Source organism: Rathayibacter sp. PhB151, assembly GCF_004366415.1.
GTDB classification, from domain to species: Bacteria; Actinomycetota; Actinomycetes; order Actinomycetales; family Microbacteriaceae; genus Rathayibacter; species Rathayibacter festucae.
Genome location: NZ_SOEN01000006.1, coordinates 263,002 through 281,860, shown reverse-complemented (window position 1 = coordinate 281,860; position 18,859 = coordinate 263,002). Strand labels below are relative to the sequence as shown.

The following is an 18,859-nucleotide window of genomic DNA, read 5'->3' as shown; positions in this document are numbered from 1 at the left end:
GTTGGCCGAGCGGTTGCCTCCGGCACCGCTCCCACGACAGAACCTCTCAAGGAGAAACATGCGCGTTCACGCGAAGGCCGGGACGGCCCGTACGCGATCCCTCCGGGCGACCCTGAGCGGGGTCGCCTTCCTGGGCGCCAGCGCTCTCGTCCTCGCCGGTTGCGCCAGCGGCGGCGGCGGAGACGCGGGCACCGACGGCGGCGAGTCCGGCGACCTGTCCCTGAAGATCGGCACGATCCTCCCGCAGACCGGCACCCTCGCCGTCCTCGGCCCGCCCGAGATCGCGGGCGTCGACCTCGCCGTCAAGGACATCAACGACGCCGCTGCCGGCCTCACCATCGATGTCGAGCAGAAGGACTCCGGCGACACCACGACGGACATCGCGACGCAGTCGGCGACCTCGCTGATCGCCGACGGCGCGAGCGTCATCATCGGTGCGGCCTCCTCGGGTGTCTCGAAGACGTTCATCGACCAGGTGACCCAGGCGGGCGTCGTCCAGATCTCGCCGGCCAACACCTCGCCGGACTTCACCACCTACGACGACGACGGCTACTACTGGCGCACCGCCCCCTCGGACGTGCTCCAGGGCCGCATCCTCGGCAACAAGATCCTCGGCGACGGCAAGACCAACGTCTCGATCCTGTACCTGAACGACGCGTACGGCACCGGCCTCGAGTCGAACATCAAGGAGACCCTCGAGGCGGGCGGCGCGACCGTCGCGGCCGAGGAGATCTTCGAGCCGGCCTCGACCGACTTCAACTCGGCGCTGACCTCGCTGCTCGCCCCGAACCCGGACGCGCTCGTCGTCATCTCGTTCGACGAGATCACCACGATCGCGGAGCAGCTCGCGGCCAAGGGCTTCGACTTCGCGAACCTCTACGGCACGGACGGCAACTACGGCGTCATCACCGATGCGGACACGAACGTCGACATCGACGGCGCGCAGTTCACCAACCCCGGTGTGCAGGCGTCGGAGGAGTTCCAGTCGAACCTCCAGGCTCTCGTGAAGGAGCAGGGGAACGACGCGCTGACGGTGTTCAGCTACGCCCCCGAGTCGTACGACGCCACGGTGCTCGCCGCTCTCGCGGCGCTCGCGGGCGGCGCGACCGACGGTGCGACCATCCGCGACAACCTGCAGGACGTCTCGACCGGGGGCACGAAGTGCACCACGTTCGCCGACTGCGCCACGATGCTCGCCGACGGTGAGGACATCGACTACGACGGCCTCTCCGGCCCGATCTCGTGGGACGAGAACGGCGACCCGACCGAGGCGTCGGTGTCGATCTACAAGTACGGCGCCGGCAACGTCACCTCGTTCGAGGAGACCGTCGACGGCTCGCTGAACTAGCACCCCGCCTGCGGCTCCGGCCGCGACGCGAAGGGGCCCGGTCATCCGACCGGGCCCCTTCGTCGTGCCCGAGGTCTCGATACGCCGGTGCGCGGCTACTCGACCAGCATGAAGCGCCGGCTTCCCGTTCCGGTGGACCCGCGCCGATCTCGATCGGCAGGCCATCTCCATGCTGATCGAGTAGCCCTCGGAGAGGGCGTATCGAGATCCACCACCGAACGAACGTGGGTCCCCGCTCCGTCCCTCCCGGTGCCGCACGACGCAGCGAGCGCGCGCCCCCGAGGGGACGCGCGCTCGCTCAGTGCTCGGTGCGGCTCAGGAGGCGCGGAGGAGCTCCGCCTCCTGGGCCAGGCGGTAGGTCACGAACGAGCGGCTGTAGTTGCGGCGCTTGCCGCCGGTGGTCTCGGCGATGACGACCTGCGCGTAGACGCCGACGACGGACCAGCGCTCGTAGTCGCCGATCGCACCGGTGCCGAAGGTCGCGCCGAGGGCGACGGGTGCGGGGGTGTAGCTCTTCATGGGTCGGCTCCTTCGAAGACGGGGACCGCGGCGCCGGAACGGGACGCGGAAGGGGAAGGAATCGGTGCCGAGGACAGCGGGAATCCGCCCCTGATCAGGGGGAGAGGAGTCCGGCCGGGGTGTCGGCGCCGATGTTTCTTGTCACCAAAATTACGGCACGGCGGCCGCTGTCCTGGCCCTCGGGCGGGGGGTGCCAGCGCAGAGAGAGACTCGATGTCCGTGCGGCGCCGGCGCTCACTGCCAGCGGCAGGAGTCCTCGGCGATGAAGCGGTAGAGCGCCCCGCGCACGGCGTCGGAGACACCGATCGCGACGACTCCCGACGTGCCGTCGTCGAGTGTGACGGCGACCGGGAGGAACGTGCCGCGCTTGTCCTCCGAGACGGTGTGCGTGTTGCAGTTGCTCGGCAGGATCGCGAGGTCGACGCGGGAGGCGTCCGCGCCGGCGTCCAGGCGCACGCCGACGGGCCAGGCGTCCGCTCCCGAGGCGGGCCGGAGCAGGATCGTCCGGCCGATCGCCGCGATCGAGACGCCCCCGTCCGCCCCCGTGGGGGTCAGGACGACCTCCAGGTGCGCGACCGGCTCTCCGCCCTCCTGCGCCACTGTGACGGCGTCTCCGGGCACGATCGACACCACGTCCGCCACGCGCTGCGCGAGGCAGTCCTCGGCATGGATGCGCGGCGGGCTGCCGAGCGGGTCGTCCGGCGCGACCACGGCCGTCCCCGACACCCCGCCCTGCGTGAAGGCGAGCCGCACGCGGGCGTCCGCGCCGGGGTCCGCGCAGTCCGGGGGAGCGAGCTGCAGCCGGAGCGCGGTCGTCGTCCCCGGGCGCACCGTGGTCGGGCCGTCGGTGGCGGCCGGGTCGGTGAAGGCGGGGGAGTCGAGCCGCGCCTCCCAGACGTCCAGGGGCTCGTCGGCGGTGTTCGTCACCAGGACCTCGAGCCGGCGGGGACCGTAGTCGTCGCGGTTCTGCTGCACGCCGACGGAGACGCCCGCCGGCAGCTGCGAGACCGGCCCGGGTGCGCAGCCGGAGAGGAGCCCCGCCGCGAGCGCGACGACGACCACAGCGGCGCTGCGGTTCATCCGGTCCTCCTCCTCGACGACGACGGGCCCGCCCCCGCCTCTCGGCGGGTGACGGGCCCGGGGGTGCAGCGGCCTCAGCCGCCGACGGTGGGCGTGCTCGTGGTGACCTCGTTGGTCGTCGCGAGCGTGCCGAGGTAGAGCTCGATCACCTTCGGATCGTTCATCAGCTCGCGGCCGGGGCCCTCGTAGGCGTCGCGGCCCTGGTCGAGCACGTAGCCGCGGTCGCAGATCTGCAGCGCGCGGCGGGCGTTCTGCTCGACGATCATGATCGAGACGCCGGCGCGGTTGATCCGCTGGACGTTGACGAAGGTCTCGTCCTGGCGCATCGGCGAGAGACCCGCGCTCGGCTCGTCCAGCAGCAGCATCGACGGGTCCATCATCAGGGCCCGCGACATCGCGACCATCTGGCGCTCGCCGCCCGAGAGCGAGCCGGAGCGCTGCTTGAGGCGCTTGGTCAGCTCGGGGAAGAGCTCCGTCACGAACTCGAGGCGGTCCTTGAACATCTTCGGCTTCTGGTACATGCCCATCTCGAGGTTCTCCTCGATGGTGAGCGACGGGAAGACGTTGTTGTTCTGCGGCACGAAGCCGACGCCCTTGGAGACCAGCTTGTCGGCCTTGAAGCCGGTGATGTCCTCGCCGTTGAGCAGGACCGTGCCCTGGCGGATGTTCACCAGCCCGAACATCGCCTTGAGCAGCGTCGACTTGCCGGCTCCGTTCGGGCCGATGATGCCGACGAGCTCGCCCTTCTTCACGTAGACGTTCGACCCGTTCAGTATGTTGACTCCCGGCACGTACCCCGCGTGGAGGTCGTGCGTCTCGAGCGTGTTCTGGGTCACTTCTCGTCCTTTCCGAAGTCGACGGCGGGCGCGTCGGTGGTCGGCGCGATGCTCGTCGGTGCGCCGTCCGCCGGTGCGGCCGTCGCAGGGGCGTCGTCCACGGAGGATGCCGTCGCAGCGGAGGCCGCAGGGCTCGCCGCGGCCGCGTGCTCGCCGCCCGTGTGGTGCACGTCGACGCCGGCCGCCTCGGCCCGCTTCTCGACGTCCTCGCGGACCAGGTCCGAGTCCATCTCCTCCGCGACCTCGAGCTGGCCCTCGATCGTGCCGAGGTCGGTGTCGTGGTGCGCGCCGAGATAGGCGTCGATGACCGCGGGGTCGTTCATCACCGTCGAGGGCGGTCCCTCGGCGACGACCTTGCCCTCGGCCATCACGATCACCCAGTCGGCGATGGTGTTGACCATGTGCATGTCGTGCTCGACGAAGAGCACGGTCATGCCCTCGTCCTTGAGGTTCACGATGTGGCCCAGCAGCGACTGCGTCAGCGCCGGGTTGACGCCCGCCATCGGCTCGTCGAGCATGACCAGCTCGGGCTCCGACATCAGGGCGCGCGCCATCTCGAGCAGCTTCTTCTGACCGCCCGAGAGGCTGGACGCGTAGTCGTCCTTCTTGGTGTCGAGCTTGAACTTCTCCAGCAGCCGGATCGCGCGGTTCTCGATCGACTCCTCCTCCTTCGACCACAGCGGCCGGATGAGCGAGGTGAGGATGTTCTCGCCCTTCTGCCCCTTGGCGCCGAGGAGCATGTTCTCGAGCACGGTCATGCCGCCGAGGGCCTTGGTGAGCTGGAACGTGCGCACCATGCCCATCCGGGACACCTTGTAGGCGGGGACGTTCGCGAGGTTCTTGCCCTTGAAGTTCCAGCGTCCGGTGTTGGGCTTGTCGAAGCCCGTCAGCAGGTTGAAGAACGTGGTCTTGCCGGCGCCGTTCGGGCCGATCAGCGCGGTGATCGAGCCGCGCGGGATCTCGACGTGGGCGACGTCGACCGCGGTCAGGCCGCCGAAGCGGCGGCTGACGCCGTCGGCGACGAGGATGGGGTCCTTCTTGACGACCCCGGGGACGATTTCCTGCTCGGTGATGTCCGAGACCGGCGTTTTAGGCAAAGTGCAGATCCTTCTTCTTGCCGAAGATGCCCTGGGGTCTGAAGATCACCAGGAGCATGAGGGCCACACCCACCACGATGAACCGGATCGGTCCGGTCTGCACGGTGGTGAGCTTGATGAGGTCGTTGTTGAGGACCCCGGTGTCGATCCCGAGCGTGAGCAGTCCGTCGGTCAGACCGAGGACGACCCAGAAGATGATCGAGCCGACGACCGGCCCGAAGACCGTCGCGGCACCGCCCAGCAGCATGATCGTGTAGAGGAAGAACGTCAGCTGGGTGCCGTAGTTGTCGGGCTGCAGGGAGCGCGGCAGGATGAACAGCGCTCCGGCCAGGCCGCCCAGCACGCCGCCGAGGATCAGAGCCTGGATCTTGTAGGAGAAGACGTTCTTGCCCAGCGAGCGCACGGCGTCCTCGTCCTCGCGGATGCCCTTGATGACGCGGCCCCAGGGGCTGCGCATCAGGAGGAAGACCAGCAGGCAGGCCAGGAGCACGAGGCCCCAGCCGACGATGCGGACCCACCACTGGTCCTGGTTGTACATGAGGATGCCGATGCCGAAGCGCCCCTCCGGCAGCGGGTTGAGGTCGTTGAACGCCTTCGCCGCGCCGTTGATGCCCTCCGAGCCACCGGTCACCGCCGAGAACTCGGGTGTCTTGACCGAGAGCCGGACGATCTCGGCCGCCGCGATCGTGACGATCGAGAGGTAGTCCGCCCGCAGTCTCAGCGTCGGGATGCCGAGGATGAGGGCGAAGAGGGTCGCCGCGACGATCGTCGCGAGCAGGGAGCCCCAGACGGGCCACTCGAACTTGACCGAGGTGATGGCGAAGGCGTAGCCGCCCACCGCCATGAAGCCGGCCTGGCCGAAGTTGAGGAGGCCGGTGAATCCGAAGTGGATGACCAGGCCGATGGTCGCGAGCGCGTAGGCGGCGACGGTGGGATCGACGATCTGCCCGATCGCCAGCCAGATGAAGTTGAGGTTCATGGTGTCAGCCGATCCGTTCCTTGCGACCGAGGATGCCCTGCGGTCTGACCAGCAGGATGATGATCATGAGGACGAGCGGAGCCACGTACTTGAGGTTCTCCGGGATCCAGATCGTCGAGATGTTCATCATCAGGCCGATGATGAGCGAGCCGACCAGCGCTCCGTAGGCGGAGCCGAGTCCGCCGAGCGTGATCGCCGCGAAGATCAGCAGCAGGATCGACGCTCCGGTGTCCCAGCGCAGCGACTGGTAGTAGCCGATGTAGACGCCGGCCAGTGCGGCGAGGGCTCCGGAGAGCACCCAGACCACGCGGATGACGCGCTCGACGTTGATGCCGGAGGCGGAGGCGAGGGCCCGGTTGTCGGACACCGCGCGCATCGCCTTGCCGATCTTGGTCTTCGTGAGCAGCAGGGCGACGCCGACGATGCAGACGATGCCGACGGCAGCGCCGACGAGGTCGGTGAACTTCAGGCTGATGCCGAGCGCCGGCACCGTGAAGAACGGCGCCGTGCTGTTGGGCAGCGAGAGCCGGTCCGCGCCGAAGAAGAAGACGAAGGTGTAGCGCAGCGCGAGCGACAGGCCGATCGTCACGATCATCAGCGGGATGAGCTGGATGTTCCTCTTGCGCAGCGGCTTCCAGAGCAGGCCGTCCTGCGCGAAGCCGAACGCCCCGCCGAGGATCACCGCGATCGGGATCGCCAGCAGCGCCGGCAGCCCGAAGACGCCGGAGAAGAGGTACGCCATCAGCGCGCCGAAGGTGACCAGCTCGCCGTGGGCGAAGTTGTTCAGCCCGGTGACGCCGTAGATCAGCGAGGCGCCGATGGCCGCGAGGGCGATCAGGAGTCCGAAGATCAGGCCGGTGACGACCTTGGGCCAGAAGATGATCCAGAAGGTGTTCGCCGTGACCGGCTGGTTCGCCGCGGTCGAGGTCCCGTCGGGGTTCGTCGCGTCGTTGCCCGTGGTGCCCTCGGTGGCGGGGTTCGTGGGGGCGGCGGAGTCGGTCGGGACCGGAGCGCTCGCACCCGTGCCGATCGGGTTGGCCGTCGACACGATGAAGTTCACGATCTGGTTCTGCGAGGAGACGATCGTCACCTGCTTCGGGTTCTGCCCCGCTGCCGGGTAGCCCTTGTCGGCGGGGAGCGTCTCCTCGTCGACCGTCACGCTGAAGGTGCCGGCCTCCTCGAGGGGGAAGACCGCGCGGCCGTCGTCGCCCGTGGTGAGGGTCGCGGTGGCGTCGCCGCCGAGCTCGACGGTCACCCCCACCAGGTTCTCGTTCGTGCCCTGCACGCGGACCCAGGCGATGATCGACTGGTCGGCCGTGGTCTCGGCGGTCGCGGCGGGCGCTGCGGCCGCGACGCCCGTCAGGGTCGCGGCGAGCAGGCCGAGAGCGACCAGGCCGTCGCGGAGCGTGCGGAGTGTGGGGAGCCGCCTAGGCACGGGGAGCCTCCCGGTCCGTCGGATGCAGGGTCGTCGCGCGCTTGTGGCGCGTCGAACGGCTGGCTGTGAGCAAGACGTCTACCTCTCGTCAGGGTGCACAGACGGATGGGGTCCTCGGGCGCGCCCGGATCGCCGTCGTCAAACAACGTTGGTTGACCATACGTTCCGCATGTGTCGGCGGTGTTTCCCCACCTGCACTACTGCGTGACGACATTATGCGGGGCGGAGAGCGCTCCCGTGGCCCCCGCACGGGTCGCGAGCGCGCCCGGAGCACATCCGAGGGACGTCCGGGCAGGAATACCGGGCGCGTCGCCGCGCTTAAGATTGAGCATCCGGGACACCCGTGACCGGATGCGCGACCTCCACCACCGGGCCACCCGCACGACCTGCTAAGGGGCATTGATGGACCAGCCGGATCCCTTCGGATTCCTCGGACTCACCTACGACGACGTCATGCTCCTCCCCGGGCACACCGACGTCATCCCGAGCGAGGCCGACACGGCCTCCCGGCTCACCAAGCGCATCACGGTCGCGACGCCGCTGCTGTCCGCGGCGATGGACACCGTCACGGAGTCGCGGATGGCGATCGCCATGGCCCGTCAGGGCGGCCTCGGCATCCTGCACCGCAACCTCTCGATCGCCGATCAGGCCGATCAGGTCGACCGCGTCAAGCGCAGCGAGTCGGGCATGGTGTCGAACCCCGTCACCACCACTCCCGACGCGACCGTCGCCCAGGTCGACGACCTCTGCGGCCAGTACCGGATCAGCGGCCTCCCCGTCGTCGACGCGAGCGGCGTCCTCGTCGGCATCATCACCAACCGCGACATGCGCTTCGTCTCGCCGTTCGAGAAGGCCTCCACCCTCGTCCGCGACGTGATGACGAGCGCCGGCCTGATCACCGGCCGCGTCGGCATCCCCGACAGCGAGGTGATCGCGCTCTTCGCGCAGCACAAGATCGAGAAGCTGCCCCTGGTCGACGCGCAGGGCAAGCTCGCCGGGCTCATCACCGTGAAGGACTTCGACAAGTCCGAGCAGTACCCGAACGCGACCAAGGACGAGGAGGGGCGCCTGCGCGTCGGCGCCGCCATCGGCTTCTTCGGCGACGCTTGGCAGCGCGCCACCGCGCTCCTCGACGCCGGGGTCGACGTCCTCGTCGTGGACACCGCCAACGGCGACTCCGCCGGCGTCCTCGAGATCATCCGCCGCCTCAAGGCAGACCCGGCCTTCGCCGGCGTCGACGTCATCGGCGGCAACGTCGCCACCCGCTCCGGCGCGCAGGCGCTCGTCGACGCGGGCGCCGACGCCATCAAGGTCGGAGTCGGCCCCGGCTCCATCTGCACCACCCGCGTCGTCGCCGGCGTCGGCGTGCCGCAGGTGACCGCCGTCTACGAGGCGTCGCTCGCCGCCCGCGAGTCGGGCGTCCCGGTGATCGCCGACGGCGGACTGCAGTACTCCGGCGACATCGCCAAGGCGCTCGTCGCCGGTGCCGACACCGTCATGCTCGGCTCGCTCCTCGCCGGCTGCGAGGAGAGCCCCGGCGACCTCGTCTTCCAGAACGGCAAGCAGTTCAAGACCTACCGCGGCATGGGCTCGCTCGGCGCGCTGCAGACCCGCGGCGAGCGGACCTCCTACTCGAAGGACCGCTACTTCCAGTCCGACGTGCCCACCGACGACAAGCTGATCGCCGAGGGGATCGAGGGGCAGGTGCCGTACCGCGGGCCGCTCGCGAATGTGGCGTACCAGCTGGCGGGCGGGCTGCGGCAGTCGATGTTCTACGTGGGGGCGCGGACGATCTCGGAGCTCAAGGAGCGCGGGAAGTTCGTGCGGATCACGGCGGCGGGGCTCAAGGAGTCGCATCCGCATGATGTGCAGATGGTGGTGGAGGCGCCGAACTACCGGCGCTGAGGCTGCTGCTGGGGCTCTGGGTGGGGGTCGGCGCCGGGTCGTGAGGGCGGCCCCTCTGCCCGATGGGCCTTCGGCCCATACGCCCACCACGCCGGAGGGGCCGCCCTCACGACCCGTCGCCTCCCACTCGGGGCACGCGGACCTGTGGGAGACCGAGGGACGCAGCGCGAGCGGCGCTGGCGCGCCGCCGCGACTGCGCCGGCTGTCGGCAGCGCGAGCGGGCCTTGCCCGCCGCGACTGCCCCGTCAGACACGCGCGGCAGCAAGGTGGGAGCGCTATCCGGCGATCCGCGTGCCAGCGGATCGCCGTGCGTGGACGCGGGACGCTCTGCGGGACGCGACCGCCTGCCTGAGCCGACTGCGGGCGAGCGACGAGCGGAGGGGCGAGCGCAGCGAGGCGCGGAGCGAGGAGCGAGCCACCGGTAACATCGCCCTCATGGAGATCGAGATCGGGCGCGCCAAGCGCGCCCGCCGCGCGTACGCCTTCGACGACATCGCGGTGGTCCCGAGCCGCCGGACCCGCGACCCGGAGGTGGTCTCGGTGAAGTGGGCGATCGACGCCTACCAGTTCAGCACTCCGATCCTCGCGGCGCCGATGGACTCGGTGGTGTCGCCGGCGACGGCGATCACGCTCGGCCGGCTGGGGGCGCTGGGCGTCCTCGACCTCGAGGGGCTGTGGACGCGCTACGAGGACCCGGAGCCCCTGCTCGCGGAGATCCGGGAGCTGCCGGCGGAGCGGGCGACGCAGCGCATGCAGGAGATCTACTCGGAGCCGGTGAAGCCGGAACTGGTGACGGCGCGGCTCGCGGAGATCCGCGCGGCCGGCGTGACGGTCGCGGGCGCGCTGTCGCCGCAGCGCACCGCCGAGCTGTACCAGACGGTGGTCGACGCGGGGGTCGACGTGTTCGTCATCCGCGGCACGACCGTGTCGGCCGAGCACGTCTCGCGGGACACCGAGCCGCTCAACCTGAAGAAGTTCATCTACGAGCTCGACGTGCCGGTCATCGTCGGTGGGGCCTCGACGTACACGGCCGCCCTGCACCTGATGCGCACGGGCGCCGCGGGCGTCCTCGTCGGCTTCGGTGGCGGTGCGGCGTCGACCACCCGCGCAACGCTCGGCATCCAGGCGCCGATGGCGACCGCGGTCGCCGACGTCGCCGGCGCTCGCCGCGACTACCTCGACGAGTCCGGCGGACGCTACGTGCACGTCATCGCGGACGGCGGCCTCGGCACCTCCGGCGACATCGTCAAGGCCGTCGCGGTCGGCGCCGACGCCGTGATGCTCGGCTCCGCGCTCGCCCGAGCCACCGACGCGCCCGGCGGCGGCTGGCACTGGGGTGCCGAGGCACACCACCAGCAGCTCCCGCGCGGACGCCGCGTCCAGGTCGGCACCGTCGGCACGCTCGAGCAGGTGCTCTACGGCCCCGCGACCGACGCGAACGGCACCGCCAACCTGATCGGCGCCCTCCGCCGCTCGATGGCGACCACCGGCTACTCCGACCTCAAGGAGTTCCAGCGCGTCGAGGTCGTCGTCGCCCCGTACCAGCCCAGCTAGCCGGCCGGCCGGCCGAGGCGTCCCCGAACGGTCGAGACGTCCCGCAGCAGCTGGACGCTTCGACCGTTCGAGGCCGTCTCGGTGGGGTGGACTCCCGCGCGCGCGAGGGCGGCGAGCATCGGGCGCGCGGCGTAGGCGTCCTGCCAGCGCCAGCGGACCACGCCGCTGACGAGAGCGCGGAGGCGGTCCTCCCGGCGCTTCTCGTCGAGCAGCGCCCGCTCGGGGCTGCGCCCGCGAAGGAACCGCGGATCCGTGTACTTATGCGCCCCATCGGCCTCGCCGACGACGTCGGCGTCCTCGAAGAAGAAGTCGACCGGGCCGATCAGGCCCGCGTCGTCGTGGAACGGCCGCTGGAGCACCGGGCGGGGGAGCCCCGCCTGGTGCATCGCGACCCGGCTGATCGACTCCAAGGGCGAGTCGGCGCGCTCGTCGGCGAAGTCGATCGCCCGCGCCGCCGCCGTACGACCGCGGGCCCCGCCGGGAAGGACGGCGAGGCGCTCCCTCAGCTCCTCCGGCTCGAGAAGGTGCTCGCCGTGGCTGCCGCGCATCCGCAGGGCGTGGTCCGCCGCAGTGATGGCGCGCCGGAAGGACGAGAAGCGGCAGAGGTCGAGAACGGTCTGCGCGAGATCGGAGATCGTCAGCCCGTCGACGACCACCGCGGAATCGGATGACACGCCTCCGTGCTCCGCGACGCGGTTGCGCGTTCGGCTGCCGACCGCCGGCGACGCCGCGACGTGCACGGTCTCGTCGAGCGGCTCGACCAGGGGGAGGCCCCAGACAGCGGCGGCGGACTCACGGAGGAAGACGGGCCGGCTCCACGTCGCGGCGACCGCGTCGATGCGGGCGCGGTGGCGCGCGTCGACCGAGGCGCTCGCCCACTCCGCCGCGCGCACGTGCACCCCGCGACGGAGGCGGACGAACTCCGCCGACCTCCCGCAGGCCCCTCCCCGGAACAGCTCCACCCGTGTCATCCCGGAACCCTCCCACTCCGGGCGCCCTCATCGGCCTGCCTCTCCCCACCTCTGTGGACGGCGCGCGACACCCTGTGGAGAGCGAGGCGTCCCACTGTGGTCGAGACGTCCCGCTGCGGATGGACGTCTCGACCGTTCGGGGACGCCTCGGCGGCGGCGGCCGGCGGCCGGCGGCCGGGTCCTCCGTGGGCGAACGGGGGCAGGGGGCGGGCGGTGGCCGCCTAAACTGGGAGGAATCCCGAGGTCGGAGCGCTGTCAGGCGCGGATGGAGCACGCATGGTCGAGGTCCGCAGGGTCAAGCTGCCCGGTGTCGGTGTCCTGCACACCTTCCTCACCGCCGACGGCGGCAAGGTCGGCGTCATCGCGCACCGCTCGGGCCACAGCGACCTGATCACCTTCGCCGAGGGCGACCAGGACGGCGCGAAGGTCTCGCTCCGCCTCAGCGACGACGAGGCGCACACCCTCGCCGAGCTGCTCGGCGGCACCCAGATCACCGAGTCGCTCACCGCACTCGACCAGATCCCCGGGCTCTCGATCGACTGGTTCACCGTCGACTACGACGACCACATCGCGGGCCAGCAGCTCGGCAAGCCCGCCGACCGTGGCATCGTCGGCCTCACCGTCGTCGCGGTCGTCCGCGGTGACGCGGCCAATCCCGCTCCCGCCCCCGACTTCCGGGTGTTCCCGGGCGACACGCTCGTCGTCGCCGGCAGCCCCGAGAAGGTCGCCAAGGCCTTCGCCTTCTTCCGCTCCGGCGTCTTCGCCAAGGCTCCCGAGACGCCGCCCGGAGCCTGAGGATGCACCACGGCGAAGACCTCATCGTCCTCGGTGTCCTGTTCGTCGTCGCCTACGTCCTCGGGCGGCTGGGGCGCACGATCGGCCTTCCGGCCATCCCGATCTACATGGTCGTCGGCCTGCTCGCGAGCCCGAACTTCCACCTCTTCCCGCTCGACTTCGAGTCGTCCTACATCGAGCTGACGGCGGTCTTCGGGCTGATCCTGCTGCTGTTCAACCTCGGCCTGGAGTTCGATCAGGACGAGTTCTACGGCAATGCGGCGCGGCTGATCCTCTCCGGCGGCTCCTACATCGCCGTCAACATGGCGGCCGGGCTCGCCTTCGGCTTCGTGCTGGGCTGGGGCAGCCGCGAGGCGCTGATCATCGCGGGCATCACGGCGACGAGCTCGAGCGCGATCGTGACGAAGCTGCTGATCGAGCTCAAGCGCCTCGCCAACCCGGAGACGCCGATGATCCTCGGCGTGACCGTCGTGGAGGACATCTTCATCGCGGTCTACCTGGCGATCGTGTCGGTCGTGCTCTCGGGCGAGACGGAGCCGTGGCCGGTCGTCCTGAAGCTGGTCATCGCGTTCGCGTTCCTCGTGGTGATGTTCGCGATCGCGCGCTGGGGCGGCCGGGTGGTCTCCCGGTTCTTCCGCACCCGCGACGACGAGCTGTTCACGATCCTGTTCTTCGGTCTCGCGATCCTCTTCGGCGGGATCGGCGAGGTCCTCGGCGTCACCGACGCGATCGGCGCGTTCCTGATCGGCCTGGTGATCGGCGCCACCCGGTTCCGCGCGCGGGTCGAGCGGATCGCGATCCCGCTCCGCGACGTGTTCGGCGCCTTCTTCTTCGTGAACTTCGGCCTCGGCCTCGATCCGGGAGCCTTCCCCGACGTCGTGCTGCCGGTGATCGCCGCCGCGGTGATGACGATCGTGCTCAACCTCGGCGCCGGCCAGTTCGTCGCCTGGCTGAACAAGCTCGGGCCCCGCGCCGGGCTCAACGCGGCCTTCATCCTGCACAACCGGGGCGAGTTCGCGCTGATCCTCGCGACGCTCTCGCTCTCGGCGGGGCTCGACGAGCGGATCCAGCCGTTCGCAGGTCTCTACGTGCTGATCATGGCGATCGTCGGCCCGATCCTCGCCTCGCGCTCGGAGAGCATCGGGCAGTTCCTCTCGCGGCGGCGGCACCGGCCGAAGCCGGCCACCCGCAGCGCGATGGCGGAGGAGGACTTCGCCCTGGTCGAGGCGGCGATGGCGGACGGGGCGGCGGACGAGCGTCCGGCGGCCGACCCCGCCGAGGCGCCGGTCGCCGAGCCTGCTCCCCGCCCGCGCCGGCCCGTCGAGCCGGACGAGCTGGACGACGAGTTCCCGGACCCGATGCGGCAGGCCCTCATCGACCAGGCGATGCAGCAGTCCGACGGCATCGACTCCGACCGGCCGCGGCGCCCGCGCGAGCCCGACTACTGAGCCGTCCGATCCGATCATCGGGCGGACCTTCATGCTGGTCGAGTAGCCCGCGGAGCGGGCGTATCGAGACCCACCTGAATCAGAAGGACGGGTCTGCAGCCCCGCCGTGCTGATGGCGTCGGGTCTCGATACGCCCCTGCGGGGCTGCTCGACCAGCATGGAGAGGGGAGCCGCCGCTTCGGCGGTGCTCGACCGGCTTGAGCGGCAGCGATCCGAGGGTCCTCCCACCCTGGTTGGCTAGGCTTCAGCGGTCCGCCGCCGCCGAGCGGATCCGCCCCGAACGAGGAACGCATGACGCAGAGCGCCCCGCCGCAGAGCACGGTCTGGCAGGTCGCCCGGCGACCGCGCTGGCTCGCGGCCCTGGCCCTGGCCCTGGTCATCGCGGGGCTCTTCGCGGCCCTCGGCCAGTGGCAGGTGGGACGCGCGGTCGAGGCCGCCGCGCCCGACTCCGGCGTCTCCGAGACGGTGCTGCCGCTCGACGAGGTCGCCGCCCCGTCGCGCCCGATCACCGCGACCGCCGACGGCCAGCGCGTGGCGGGCAGCTCCGAGTTCGTCCCGGGCGGCGCCGAGATCCTCGGCGGGCGCCTGAACGGCGAGCAGCCGGGCTGGTGGGTCATCGCGCGCACCCGCACCGCTGACGCCGACCTCGTCGTCGCCTACGGCTGGACCGCGGACGAGGATCAGGCGCGGAGCGTCGCCGAGCGCCTGAACGACGGCGCGGAGGCGGCGCCGACCGGCTTCACCGGCCGCCTCGTCGCGAACGAGGCCGCCGAGGTGCCCGCCGAGGGCACCGATCCGATGACCCTCACCGCGCTCTCGATCCCGGCGCTGATCAACCGCTGGCCGGACCCGCCGCTGGACGTCTACCAGGGCTACGTCGTCCTCGACCAGCCGGTCTCCGGCCTCGAGGCGATCGACTCGCCCGCCCGCGTCACCGACGTCTCGCTGAACTGGCTCAACGTCTTCTACGCGATCGAGTGGGTCGTCTTCGCCGGCTTCGCGCTCTACCTGTGGTTCCGCCTCGTCCGCGACGCCTGGGAGCGCGAGACCGAGGAGGCCCTCGAGGCCGCAGAGCTCGCGCAGAGCCCGGTCACCGCCTCCGCCCCGTAAACTGGACCCCATGCCCCTCGAGCCCAAGCCCGCGCAGTTCCCTGCGATCCGGAGCGCGCTGCGCTTCTACCGGGTGACCTCGATCATCACCGGCGTGATGCTCCTGCTGCTCTGCGCGGAGATGCTGCTGAAGTACGTGTTCCACCTCGAGCTGTTCGTCTTCGGGCAGCAGGGGATCGCGCACTTCGCCCCGATGTACGAGGTGCCGGGCGGCGAGTGGAAGTCGAGCGGGACGGGCGCGAACCTGTCCACCGGCATCCTGATCGCGCACGGCTGGTTCTACGTCGTCTACCTCTTCGCCGACTTCCGCCTCTGGAGCCTGATGCGCTGGCCGTTCTCGCGGTTCATCCTCATCGCGCTCGGCGGCGTCGTGCCGACCCTGTCCTTCTTCGTCGAGACCCGCATCGCCCGCGAGGTGGAGCAGTACCTCGAGCGGCGCACCGCCGCCCTCGAGCCGACGACCCCGACCGACTCCGTGGAGGCCCCCCATCAGTGAGCAGTCCGGCGCCAGCGCGCCGCAGTCCGCCCCGCAGCCGCACCTCGCCGCCCAGCCCGTGCTCGTCGTCGACTTCGGCGCCCAGTACGCGCAGCTGATCGCGCGGCGCGTCCGCGAGGCGAACGTGTACTCCGAGATCGTCCCGTCCGGCACGACGGCCGCGGAGATCGCCGCCAAGTCGCCGGTCGGGATCATCCTCTCCGGCGGTCCCTCGAGCGTGTACGAGGAGGGGGCGCCGCAGCTCGACCCCGCCATCTTCGACCTCGGCATCCCCGTGCTGGGCATCTGCTACGGCTTCCAGGTGATGGCCAAGACGCTCGGCGGCGAGGTCGCGAACACCGGCCTGCGCGAGTACGGCGCGACCGACGCGTCCCTCACCGCCGACGGCGGCGTGCTCCTCGGCGACCAGCCCGTCGACCAGACGGTGTGGATGAGCCACGGCGACCAGGTCTCGAAGGCGCCCGAGGGCTTCGACGTCCTCGCCTCGACCGGCTCGACCGCCGTCGCCGCGTTCGGCAGCGACGCGCGCCGCCTCTACGGCGTGCAGTGGCACCCCGAGGTCAAGCACTCGGCGCACGGCCAGGCCGTCATCGAGAACTTCCTGCACCGCGCCGCCGGCATCCCCGCCGACTGGAACTCCTCCAACGTCATCGACGACCAGGTCGCGCTCATCCGCGAGCAGGTCGGCACCGGCCGCGTCATCTGCGGTCTGTCCGGAGGCGTCGACTCCGCCGTCGCCGCGGCGATCGTGCACCGCTCGGTCGGCGACCAGCTGGTCTGCGTCTTCGTCGATCACGGCCTGCTGCGCAAGGACGAGCGCCGCCAGGTCGAGGAGGACTACGTCGCCGCCACGGGCGTGCGACTGGTGACCGTCGACGCGCGCGAGCAGTTCCTCGACGCGCTGGCCGGCGTCAGCGACCCCGAGCAGAAGCGCAAGATCATCGGCCGCGAGTTCATCCGCACCTTCGAGGGCGCCGCCGAGGCGCTCGTGCTCGAGGCGCAGGGCGAGGGCACGTCGATCGACTTCCTCGTGCAGGGCACGCTCTACCCGGACGTCGTCGAGTCGGGCGGCGGCACCGGCACCGCGAACATCAAGTCGCACCACAACGTCGGCGGCCTCCCCGAGGACCTCCAGTTCGCGCTCGTCGAGCCGCTGCGCACCCTCTTCAAGGACGAGGTCCGCGCGATCGGCCGCGAGCTCGGGCTGCCCGAGGCGATCGTCGGCCGCCAGCCGTTCCCCGGCCCCGGCCTCGGCATCCGCATCGTCGGCGAGGTCACCCAGGAGCGGCTCGACCTGCTGCAGGAGGCCGACGCGATCGTCCGCGCCGAGCTCACCGCCGCCGGGCTCGACGGCGAGATCTGGCAGTGCCCGGTCGTGCTGCTCGCCGACGTCCGGTCCGTCGGCGTCCAGGGCGACGGCCGCACCTACGGCCACCCGATCGTGCTGCGCCCCGTCTCCTCCGAGGACGCGATGACGGCCGACTGGACGCGACTGCCCTACGACCTGCTCGCCCGCATCTCCAACCGCATCACCAACGAGGTGAGCGGCGTGAACCGCGTGGTGCTCGATGTGACCTCGAAGCCGCCGGGAACCATCGAATGGGAGTAGCCGCGATCGCGGTCTGAGAACGGGCCTCCTTCGGGGGCCCGTTCCTCGTTTCCGGGCGGGTGGTCCGATGAGCAGGAGATTGCGGCGCAAGGGCGCGCTCACCCGCGTCGGACGTGAACGGGCGGCCGGATCGCCTGCGAATCGGACGGGGGCGGGCGGGACGGGCGGGTCAGACGGGGGTGTCGAGGACGCCGACGAAGCGGGTGCCGATGCCGTCGTACTCGTCGCGGCGGTGGCCCTCGGGGTGGTGCGGCCACGCGTCGGGGGAGTGGTCCTCGCAGACGAGGAAGCTGAAGTCGGGCCACCACTTCTTCGGGCGGGCCGACTCGGAGCGGCCGCAGATCGCGCAGTCCAGGGTCACCCAGACCGGGCGCTTCCCGGTGCGGTTCTCGCGCGACTGGGCGAGCCAGGCGGGCGGGTCCTGCTCGAGGGCGACGAGCTCCTCCTCGGAGAGCCGGGTGGGCAGCCCGTGCCGCGTCGCCATCTCGACGGGGATGTCGAGGCGCTGAGCGGCTTCGCGTCGCGTGATCATCGGATCACCCTAGCCGAGCGCCGGCCGAGCGGCCCGGGTGCGCGGCCGGAGCGACGCCCGCGCGACCAGCCACTCCAGCGGCCCCTGGCCGACGAAGCGACGCCAGAGCAGGGCGCCGAACACCGCGACGACGGTGAAGGACGCGAGCAGCGTCCAGCTCTGCCAGGCGGCGAAGTCGAACGGCTCGAACGGGATCAGGTACACCGCCAGCGCGACGAGCTGCACGGAGTAGACCGTGAGTGGCATGGCCCCCACCGCGGCGAGCGGCGCGGTGACCGCGCGGACGACGGCGAGGCGCGCGGCGAGCGCGGTGAGCGCTCCGATCGCGACGGCCGCGAGGCCGCCGGCGCCGACGATCTCGGCGGTGGTGCTCGAGTGCGCCTCGACGCTCTCCGGCCCGCCGAGGGCGAGGCCGACACCGTAGCCGAGGACCGCGGCGACCGCACCGCCGATCACGAGCCGGCGCTGCGTCGTGGCCGAGCGGATGTCGCAGCGCGCGACCAGCAGCCCGAGCATCACGTAGGCGAGCCAGGAGGGCACGGGGTAGTACTGCGTCAGCCAGGTGAGCGGCATCCGCGCGAGCAGGGCGTCCTCGGGGGAGAGCGTCGCGATCCAGTCGTTCCCGGTGGTGACGATCCGGTCGACGAGCAGGGGGCCGCCGGTCGCGAAGACGGCGGCGAGGACGGCGAGCACCGCTCGCGGCAGGAACATCAGCAGCGCCGCGACGACGAACATCAGGCCGTAGTGCGGCAGGATCACCGCGATCGGCGTGCCGAGCAGGTTCAGCCCCACGCCGATCACGAGCAGGTAGAGGCCGCGCAGGAGGATCGACGCGGTGTCCAGGAGCGGACGGGTCGAGCGCGTCGCTCCGCCGGACATCAGGCCGATCGAGACGCCCGCGAGGACGGCGAAGAGGACGGCGCTGCGGCCGTCCCAGATCATCTCGCGCTCGGCGGGTGCGAGGTGCGCCGCGAGCATCCCGAGCACGGCGAGACCGCGGGCCACATCGAGGCCGACGATGCGGGTCGGAGCGGCGGCCATCATTCCTCCATCGTCTCAAAAGCGGCGGGCGGGGCTGCGCGGCCCGGCCGCAGAACGACGGACGGGCGCCCGACCGGTGAGGTCGAGCGCCCGTCGGGCCGGTC

17 protein-coding genes are annotated in these 18,859 nt (G+C 71.1%); 8 read left to right on the top strand and 9 right to left on the bottom strand.

The genetic code is table 11. The annotated features are described in order from the left end of the window. Positions 1 to 58 precede the first annotated feature (58 nt). Positions 59 to 1,348, top strand: coding sequence for an ABC transporter substrate-binding protein (locus tag EDF35_RS01915; protein WP_123733530.1), 1,290 nt, complete (start codon positions 59 to 61; stop codon positions 1,346 to 1,348). 315 nt (positions 1,349 to 1,663) lie between these two features. Here EDF35_RS01915 and EDF35_RS01910 read toward each other — a convergent pair whose 3' ends face one another. The 6 genes from EDF35_RS01910 to EDF35_RS01885 all read right to left on the bottom strand — a co-directional run bounded on the left by EDF35_RS01910 (position 1,664) and on the right by EDF35_RS01885 (position 7,294). Next, positions 1,664 to 1,867 carry a hypothetical protein gene (locus EDF35_RS01910; RefSeq protein ID WP_123445088.1) on the bottom strand — a complete coding sequence of 68 codons (204 nt, stop codon included), beginning with the start codon at positions 1,865 to 1,867 and terminating at the stop codon, positions 1,664 to 1,666. A gap of 234 nt (positions 1,868 to 2,101) precedes the next feature. Then, the gene (locus EDF35_RS01905) at positions 2,102 to 2,947 is read right to left on the bottom strand and encodes a hypothetical protein (RefSeq protein WP_133960583.1); all 846 of its coding nucleotides are present in this window, start codon (positions 2,945 to 2,947) and stop codon (positions 2,102 to 2,104) included. 74 nt (positions 2,948 to 3,021) lie between these two features. Beyond that, positions 3,022 to 3,783, bottom strand: a complete 762-nt coding sequence (locus tag EDF35_RS01900) for an ABC transporter ATP-binding protein (RefSeq protein ID WP_123445090.1) — start codon at positions 3,781 to 3,783, stop codon at positions 3,022 to 3,024. After that, positions 3,780 to 4,880 carry an ABC transporter ATP-binding protein gene (locus tag EDF35_RS01895; RefSeq protein ID WP_123733532.1) on the bottom strand — a complete coding sequence of 367 codons (1,101 nt, stop codon included), beginning with the start codon at positions 4,878 to 4,880 and terminating at the stop codon, positions 3,780 to 3,782. Before EDF35_RS01895 ends, EDF35_RS01900 begins: the two co-directional genes overlap by 4 nt. Continuing rightward, on the bottom strand, positions 4,873 to 5,859 hold the full coding sequence (locus EDF35_RS01890; protein ID WP_133960582.1) for a branched-chain amino acid ABC transporter permease: 987 nt from the start codon (positions 5,857 to 5,859) through the stop codon (positions 4,873 to 4,875). Before EDF35_RS01890 ends, EDF35_RS01895 begins: the two co-directional genes overlap by 8 nt. 4 nt (positions 5,860 to 5,863) lie before the next feature. After that, complete coding sequence (locus EDF35_RS01885; RefSeq protein WP_243839817.1) at positions 5,864 to 7,294, bottom strand: branched-chain amino acid ABC transporter permease; 1,431 nt, start codon at positions 7,292 to 7,294, stop codon at positions 5,864 to 5,866. A 402-nt stretch (positions 7,295 to 7,696) separates the two neighbouring features. On the opposite strand from EDF35_RS01885, the gene guaB reads away from it, so the two are divergent. Together guaB and EDF35_RS01875 are read left to right on the top strand one after the other, a co-directional pair. Beyond that, positions 7,697 to 9,199 carry an IMP dehydrogenase gene (gene guaB, locus EDF35_RS01880; RefSeq protein WP_123733533.1) on the top strand — a complete coding sequence of 501 codons (1,503 nt, stop codon included), beginning with the start codon at positions 7,697 to 7,699 and terminating at the stop codon, positions 9,197 to 9,199. 435 nt (positions 9,200 to 9,634) lie between these two features. Further along, entirely contained in the window at positions 9,635 to 10,753 is a 1,119-nt protein-coding gene (locus EDF35_RS01875) for a GuaB3 family IMP dehydrogenase-related protein (protein ID WP_123733534.1), read from the top strand. Here the strand turns inward: EDF35_RS01875 and EDF35_RS01870 are convergent. Further along, on the bottom strand, positions 10,750 to 11,724 hold the full coding sequence (locus tag EDF35_RS01870; protein ID WP_133960581.1) for a hypothetical protein: 975 nt from the start codon (positions 11,722 to 11,724) through the stop codon (positions 10,750 to 10,752). The genes EDF35_RS01875 and EDF35_RS01870 overlap by 4 nt on opposite strands. 276 nt (positions 11,725 to 12,000) lie before the next feature. Between EDF35_RS01870 and EDF35_RS01865 the strand changes: the two genes are divergently transcribed. The 5 genes from EDF35_RS01865 to guaA all read left to right on the top strand — a co-directional run bounded on the left by EDF35_RS01865 (position 12,001) and on the right by guaA (position 17,182). After that, positions 12,001 to 12,519: a TrkA C-terminal domain-containing protein gene (locus EDF35_RS01865; protein WP_123445096.1), complete on the top strand. Its 519-nt coding sequence runs from the start codon at positions 12,001 to 12,003 to the stop codon at positions 12,517 to 12,519. 2 nt (positions 12,520 to 12,521) lie between these two features. Next, positions 12,522 to 13,967 carry a cation:proton antiporter gene (locus EDF35_RS01860; protein ID WP_123445097.1) on the top strand — a complete coding sequence of 482 codons (1,446 nt, stop codon included), beginning with the start codon at positions 12,522 to 12,524 and terminating at the stop codon, positions 13,965 to 13,967. Positions 13,968 to 14,258: 291 nt separating this feature from the next. Then, positions 14,259 to 15,077 carry an SURF1 family cytochrome oxidase biogenesis protein gene (locus tag EDF35_RS01855; RefSeq protein ID WP_133960580.1) on the top strand — a complete coding sequence of 273 codons (819 nt, stop codon included), beginning with the start codon at positions 14,259 to 14,261 and terminating at the stop codon, positions 15,075 to 15,077. Between the two features lie 10 nt (positions 15,078 to 15,087). After that, a complete protein-coding gene (locus EDF35_RS01850) occupies positions 15,088 to 15,573 on the top strand; it encodes a DUF3817 domain-containing protein (protein WP_133960579.1) in 486 nt (161 codons plus the stop codon). 58 nt (positions 15,574 to 15,631) lie between these two features. After that, positions 15,632 to 17,182, top strand: a complete 1,551-nt coding sequence (gene guaA / locus EDF35_RS01845) for a glutamine-hydrolyzing GMP synthase (protein ID WP_208322998.1) — start codon at positions 15,632 to 15,634, stop codon at positions 17,180 to 17,182. 169 nt (positions 17,183 to 17,351) lie between these two features. Here the strand turns inward: guaA and EDF35_RS01840 are convergent, their stop codons facing one another. Next, positions 17,352 to 17,714 (bottom strand): hypothetical protein, encoded by a 363-nt coding sequence (locus tag EDF35_RS01840; RefSeq protein ID WP_123445101.1) that lies wholly within the window; start codon positions 17,712 to 17,714, stop codon positions 17,352 to 17,354. Positions 17,715 to 17,723: 9 nt separating this feature from the next. After that, positions 17,724 to 18,758 carry a DUF418 domain-containing protein gene (locus EDF35_RS01835; protein ID WP_133960577.1) on the bottom strand — a complete coding sequence of 345 codons (1,035 nt, stop codon included), beginning with the start codon at positions 18,756 to 18,758 and terminating at the stop codon, positions 17,724 to 17,726. Between the last annotated feature and the right edge of the window lie 101 nt (positions 18,759 to 18,859).

Coding starts and splice junctions, on each gene's coding strand:
- EDF35_RS01915 (WP_123733530.1), top strand. CDS start 59: ATGCGCGTTCACGCGAAGGCCGGGACGGCCCGTACGCGATCCCTCCGG.
- EDF35_RS01910 (WP_123445088.1), bottom strand. CDS start 1,867: ATGAAGAGCTACACCCCCGCACCCGTCGCCCTCGGCGCGACCTTCGGC.
- EDF35_RS01905 (WP_133960583.1), bottom strand. CDS start 2,947: ATGAACCGCAGCGCCGCTGTGGTCGTCGTCGCGCTCGCGGCGGGGCTC.
- EDF35_RS01890 (WP_133960582.1), bottom strand. CDS start 5,859: ATGAACCTCAACTTCATCTGGCTGGCGATCGGGCAGATCGTCGATCCC.
- guaB (WP_123733533.1), top strand. CDS start 7,697: ATGGACCAGCCGGATCCCTTCGGATTCCTCGGACTCACCTACGACGAC.
- EDF35_RS01875 (WP_123733534.1), top strand. CDS start 9,635: ATGGAGATCGAGATCGGGCGCGCCAAGCGCGCCCGCCGCGCGTACGCC.
- EDF35_RS01870 (WP_133960581.1), bottom strand. CDS start 11,724: ATGACACGGGTGGAGCTGTTCCGGGGAGGGGCCTGCGGGAGGTCGGCG.
- EDF35_RS01865 (WP_123445096.1), top strand. CDS start 12,001: ATGGTCGAGGTCCGCAGGGTCAAGCTGCCCGGTGTCGGTGTCCTGCAC.
- EDF35_RS01860 (WP_123445097.1), top strand. CDS start 12,522: ATGCACCACGGCGAAGACCTCATCGTCCTCGGTGTCCTGTTCGTCGTC.
- EDF35_RS01855 (WP_133960580.1), top strand. CDS start 14,259: ATGACGCAGAGCGCCCCGCCGCAGAGCACGGTCTGGCAGGTCGCCCGG.
- EDF35_RS01850 (WP_133960579.1), top strand. CDS start 15,088: ATGCCCCTCGAGCCCAAGCCCGCGCAGTTCCCTGCGATCCGGAGCGCG.
- EDF35_RS01840 (WP_123445101.1), bottom strand. CDS start 17,714: ATGATCACGCGACGCGAAGCCGCTCAGCGCCTCGACATCCCCGTCGAG.
- EDF35_RS01835 (WP_133960577.1), bottom strand. CDS start 18,758: ATGATGGCCGCCGCTCCGACCCGCATCGTCGGCCTCGATGTGGCCCGC.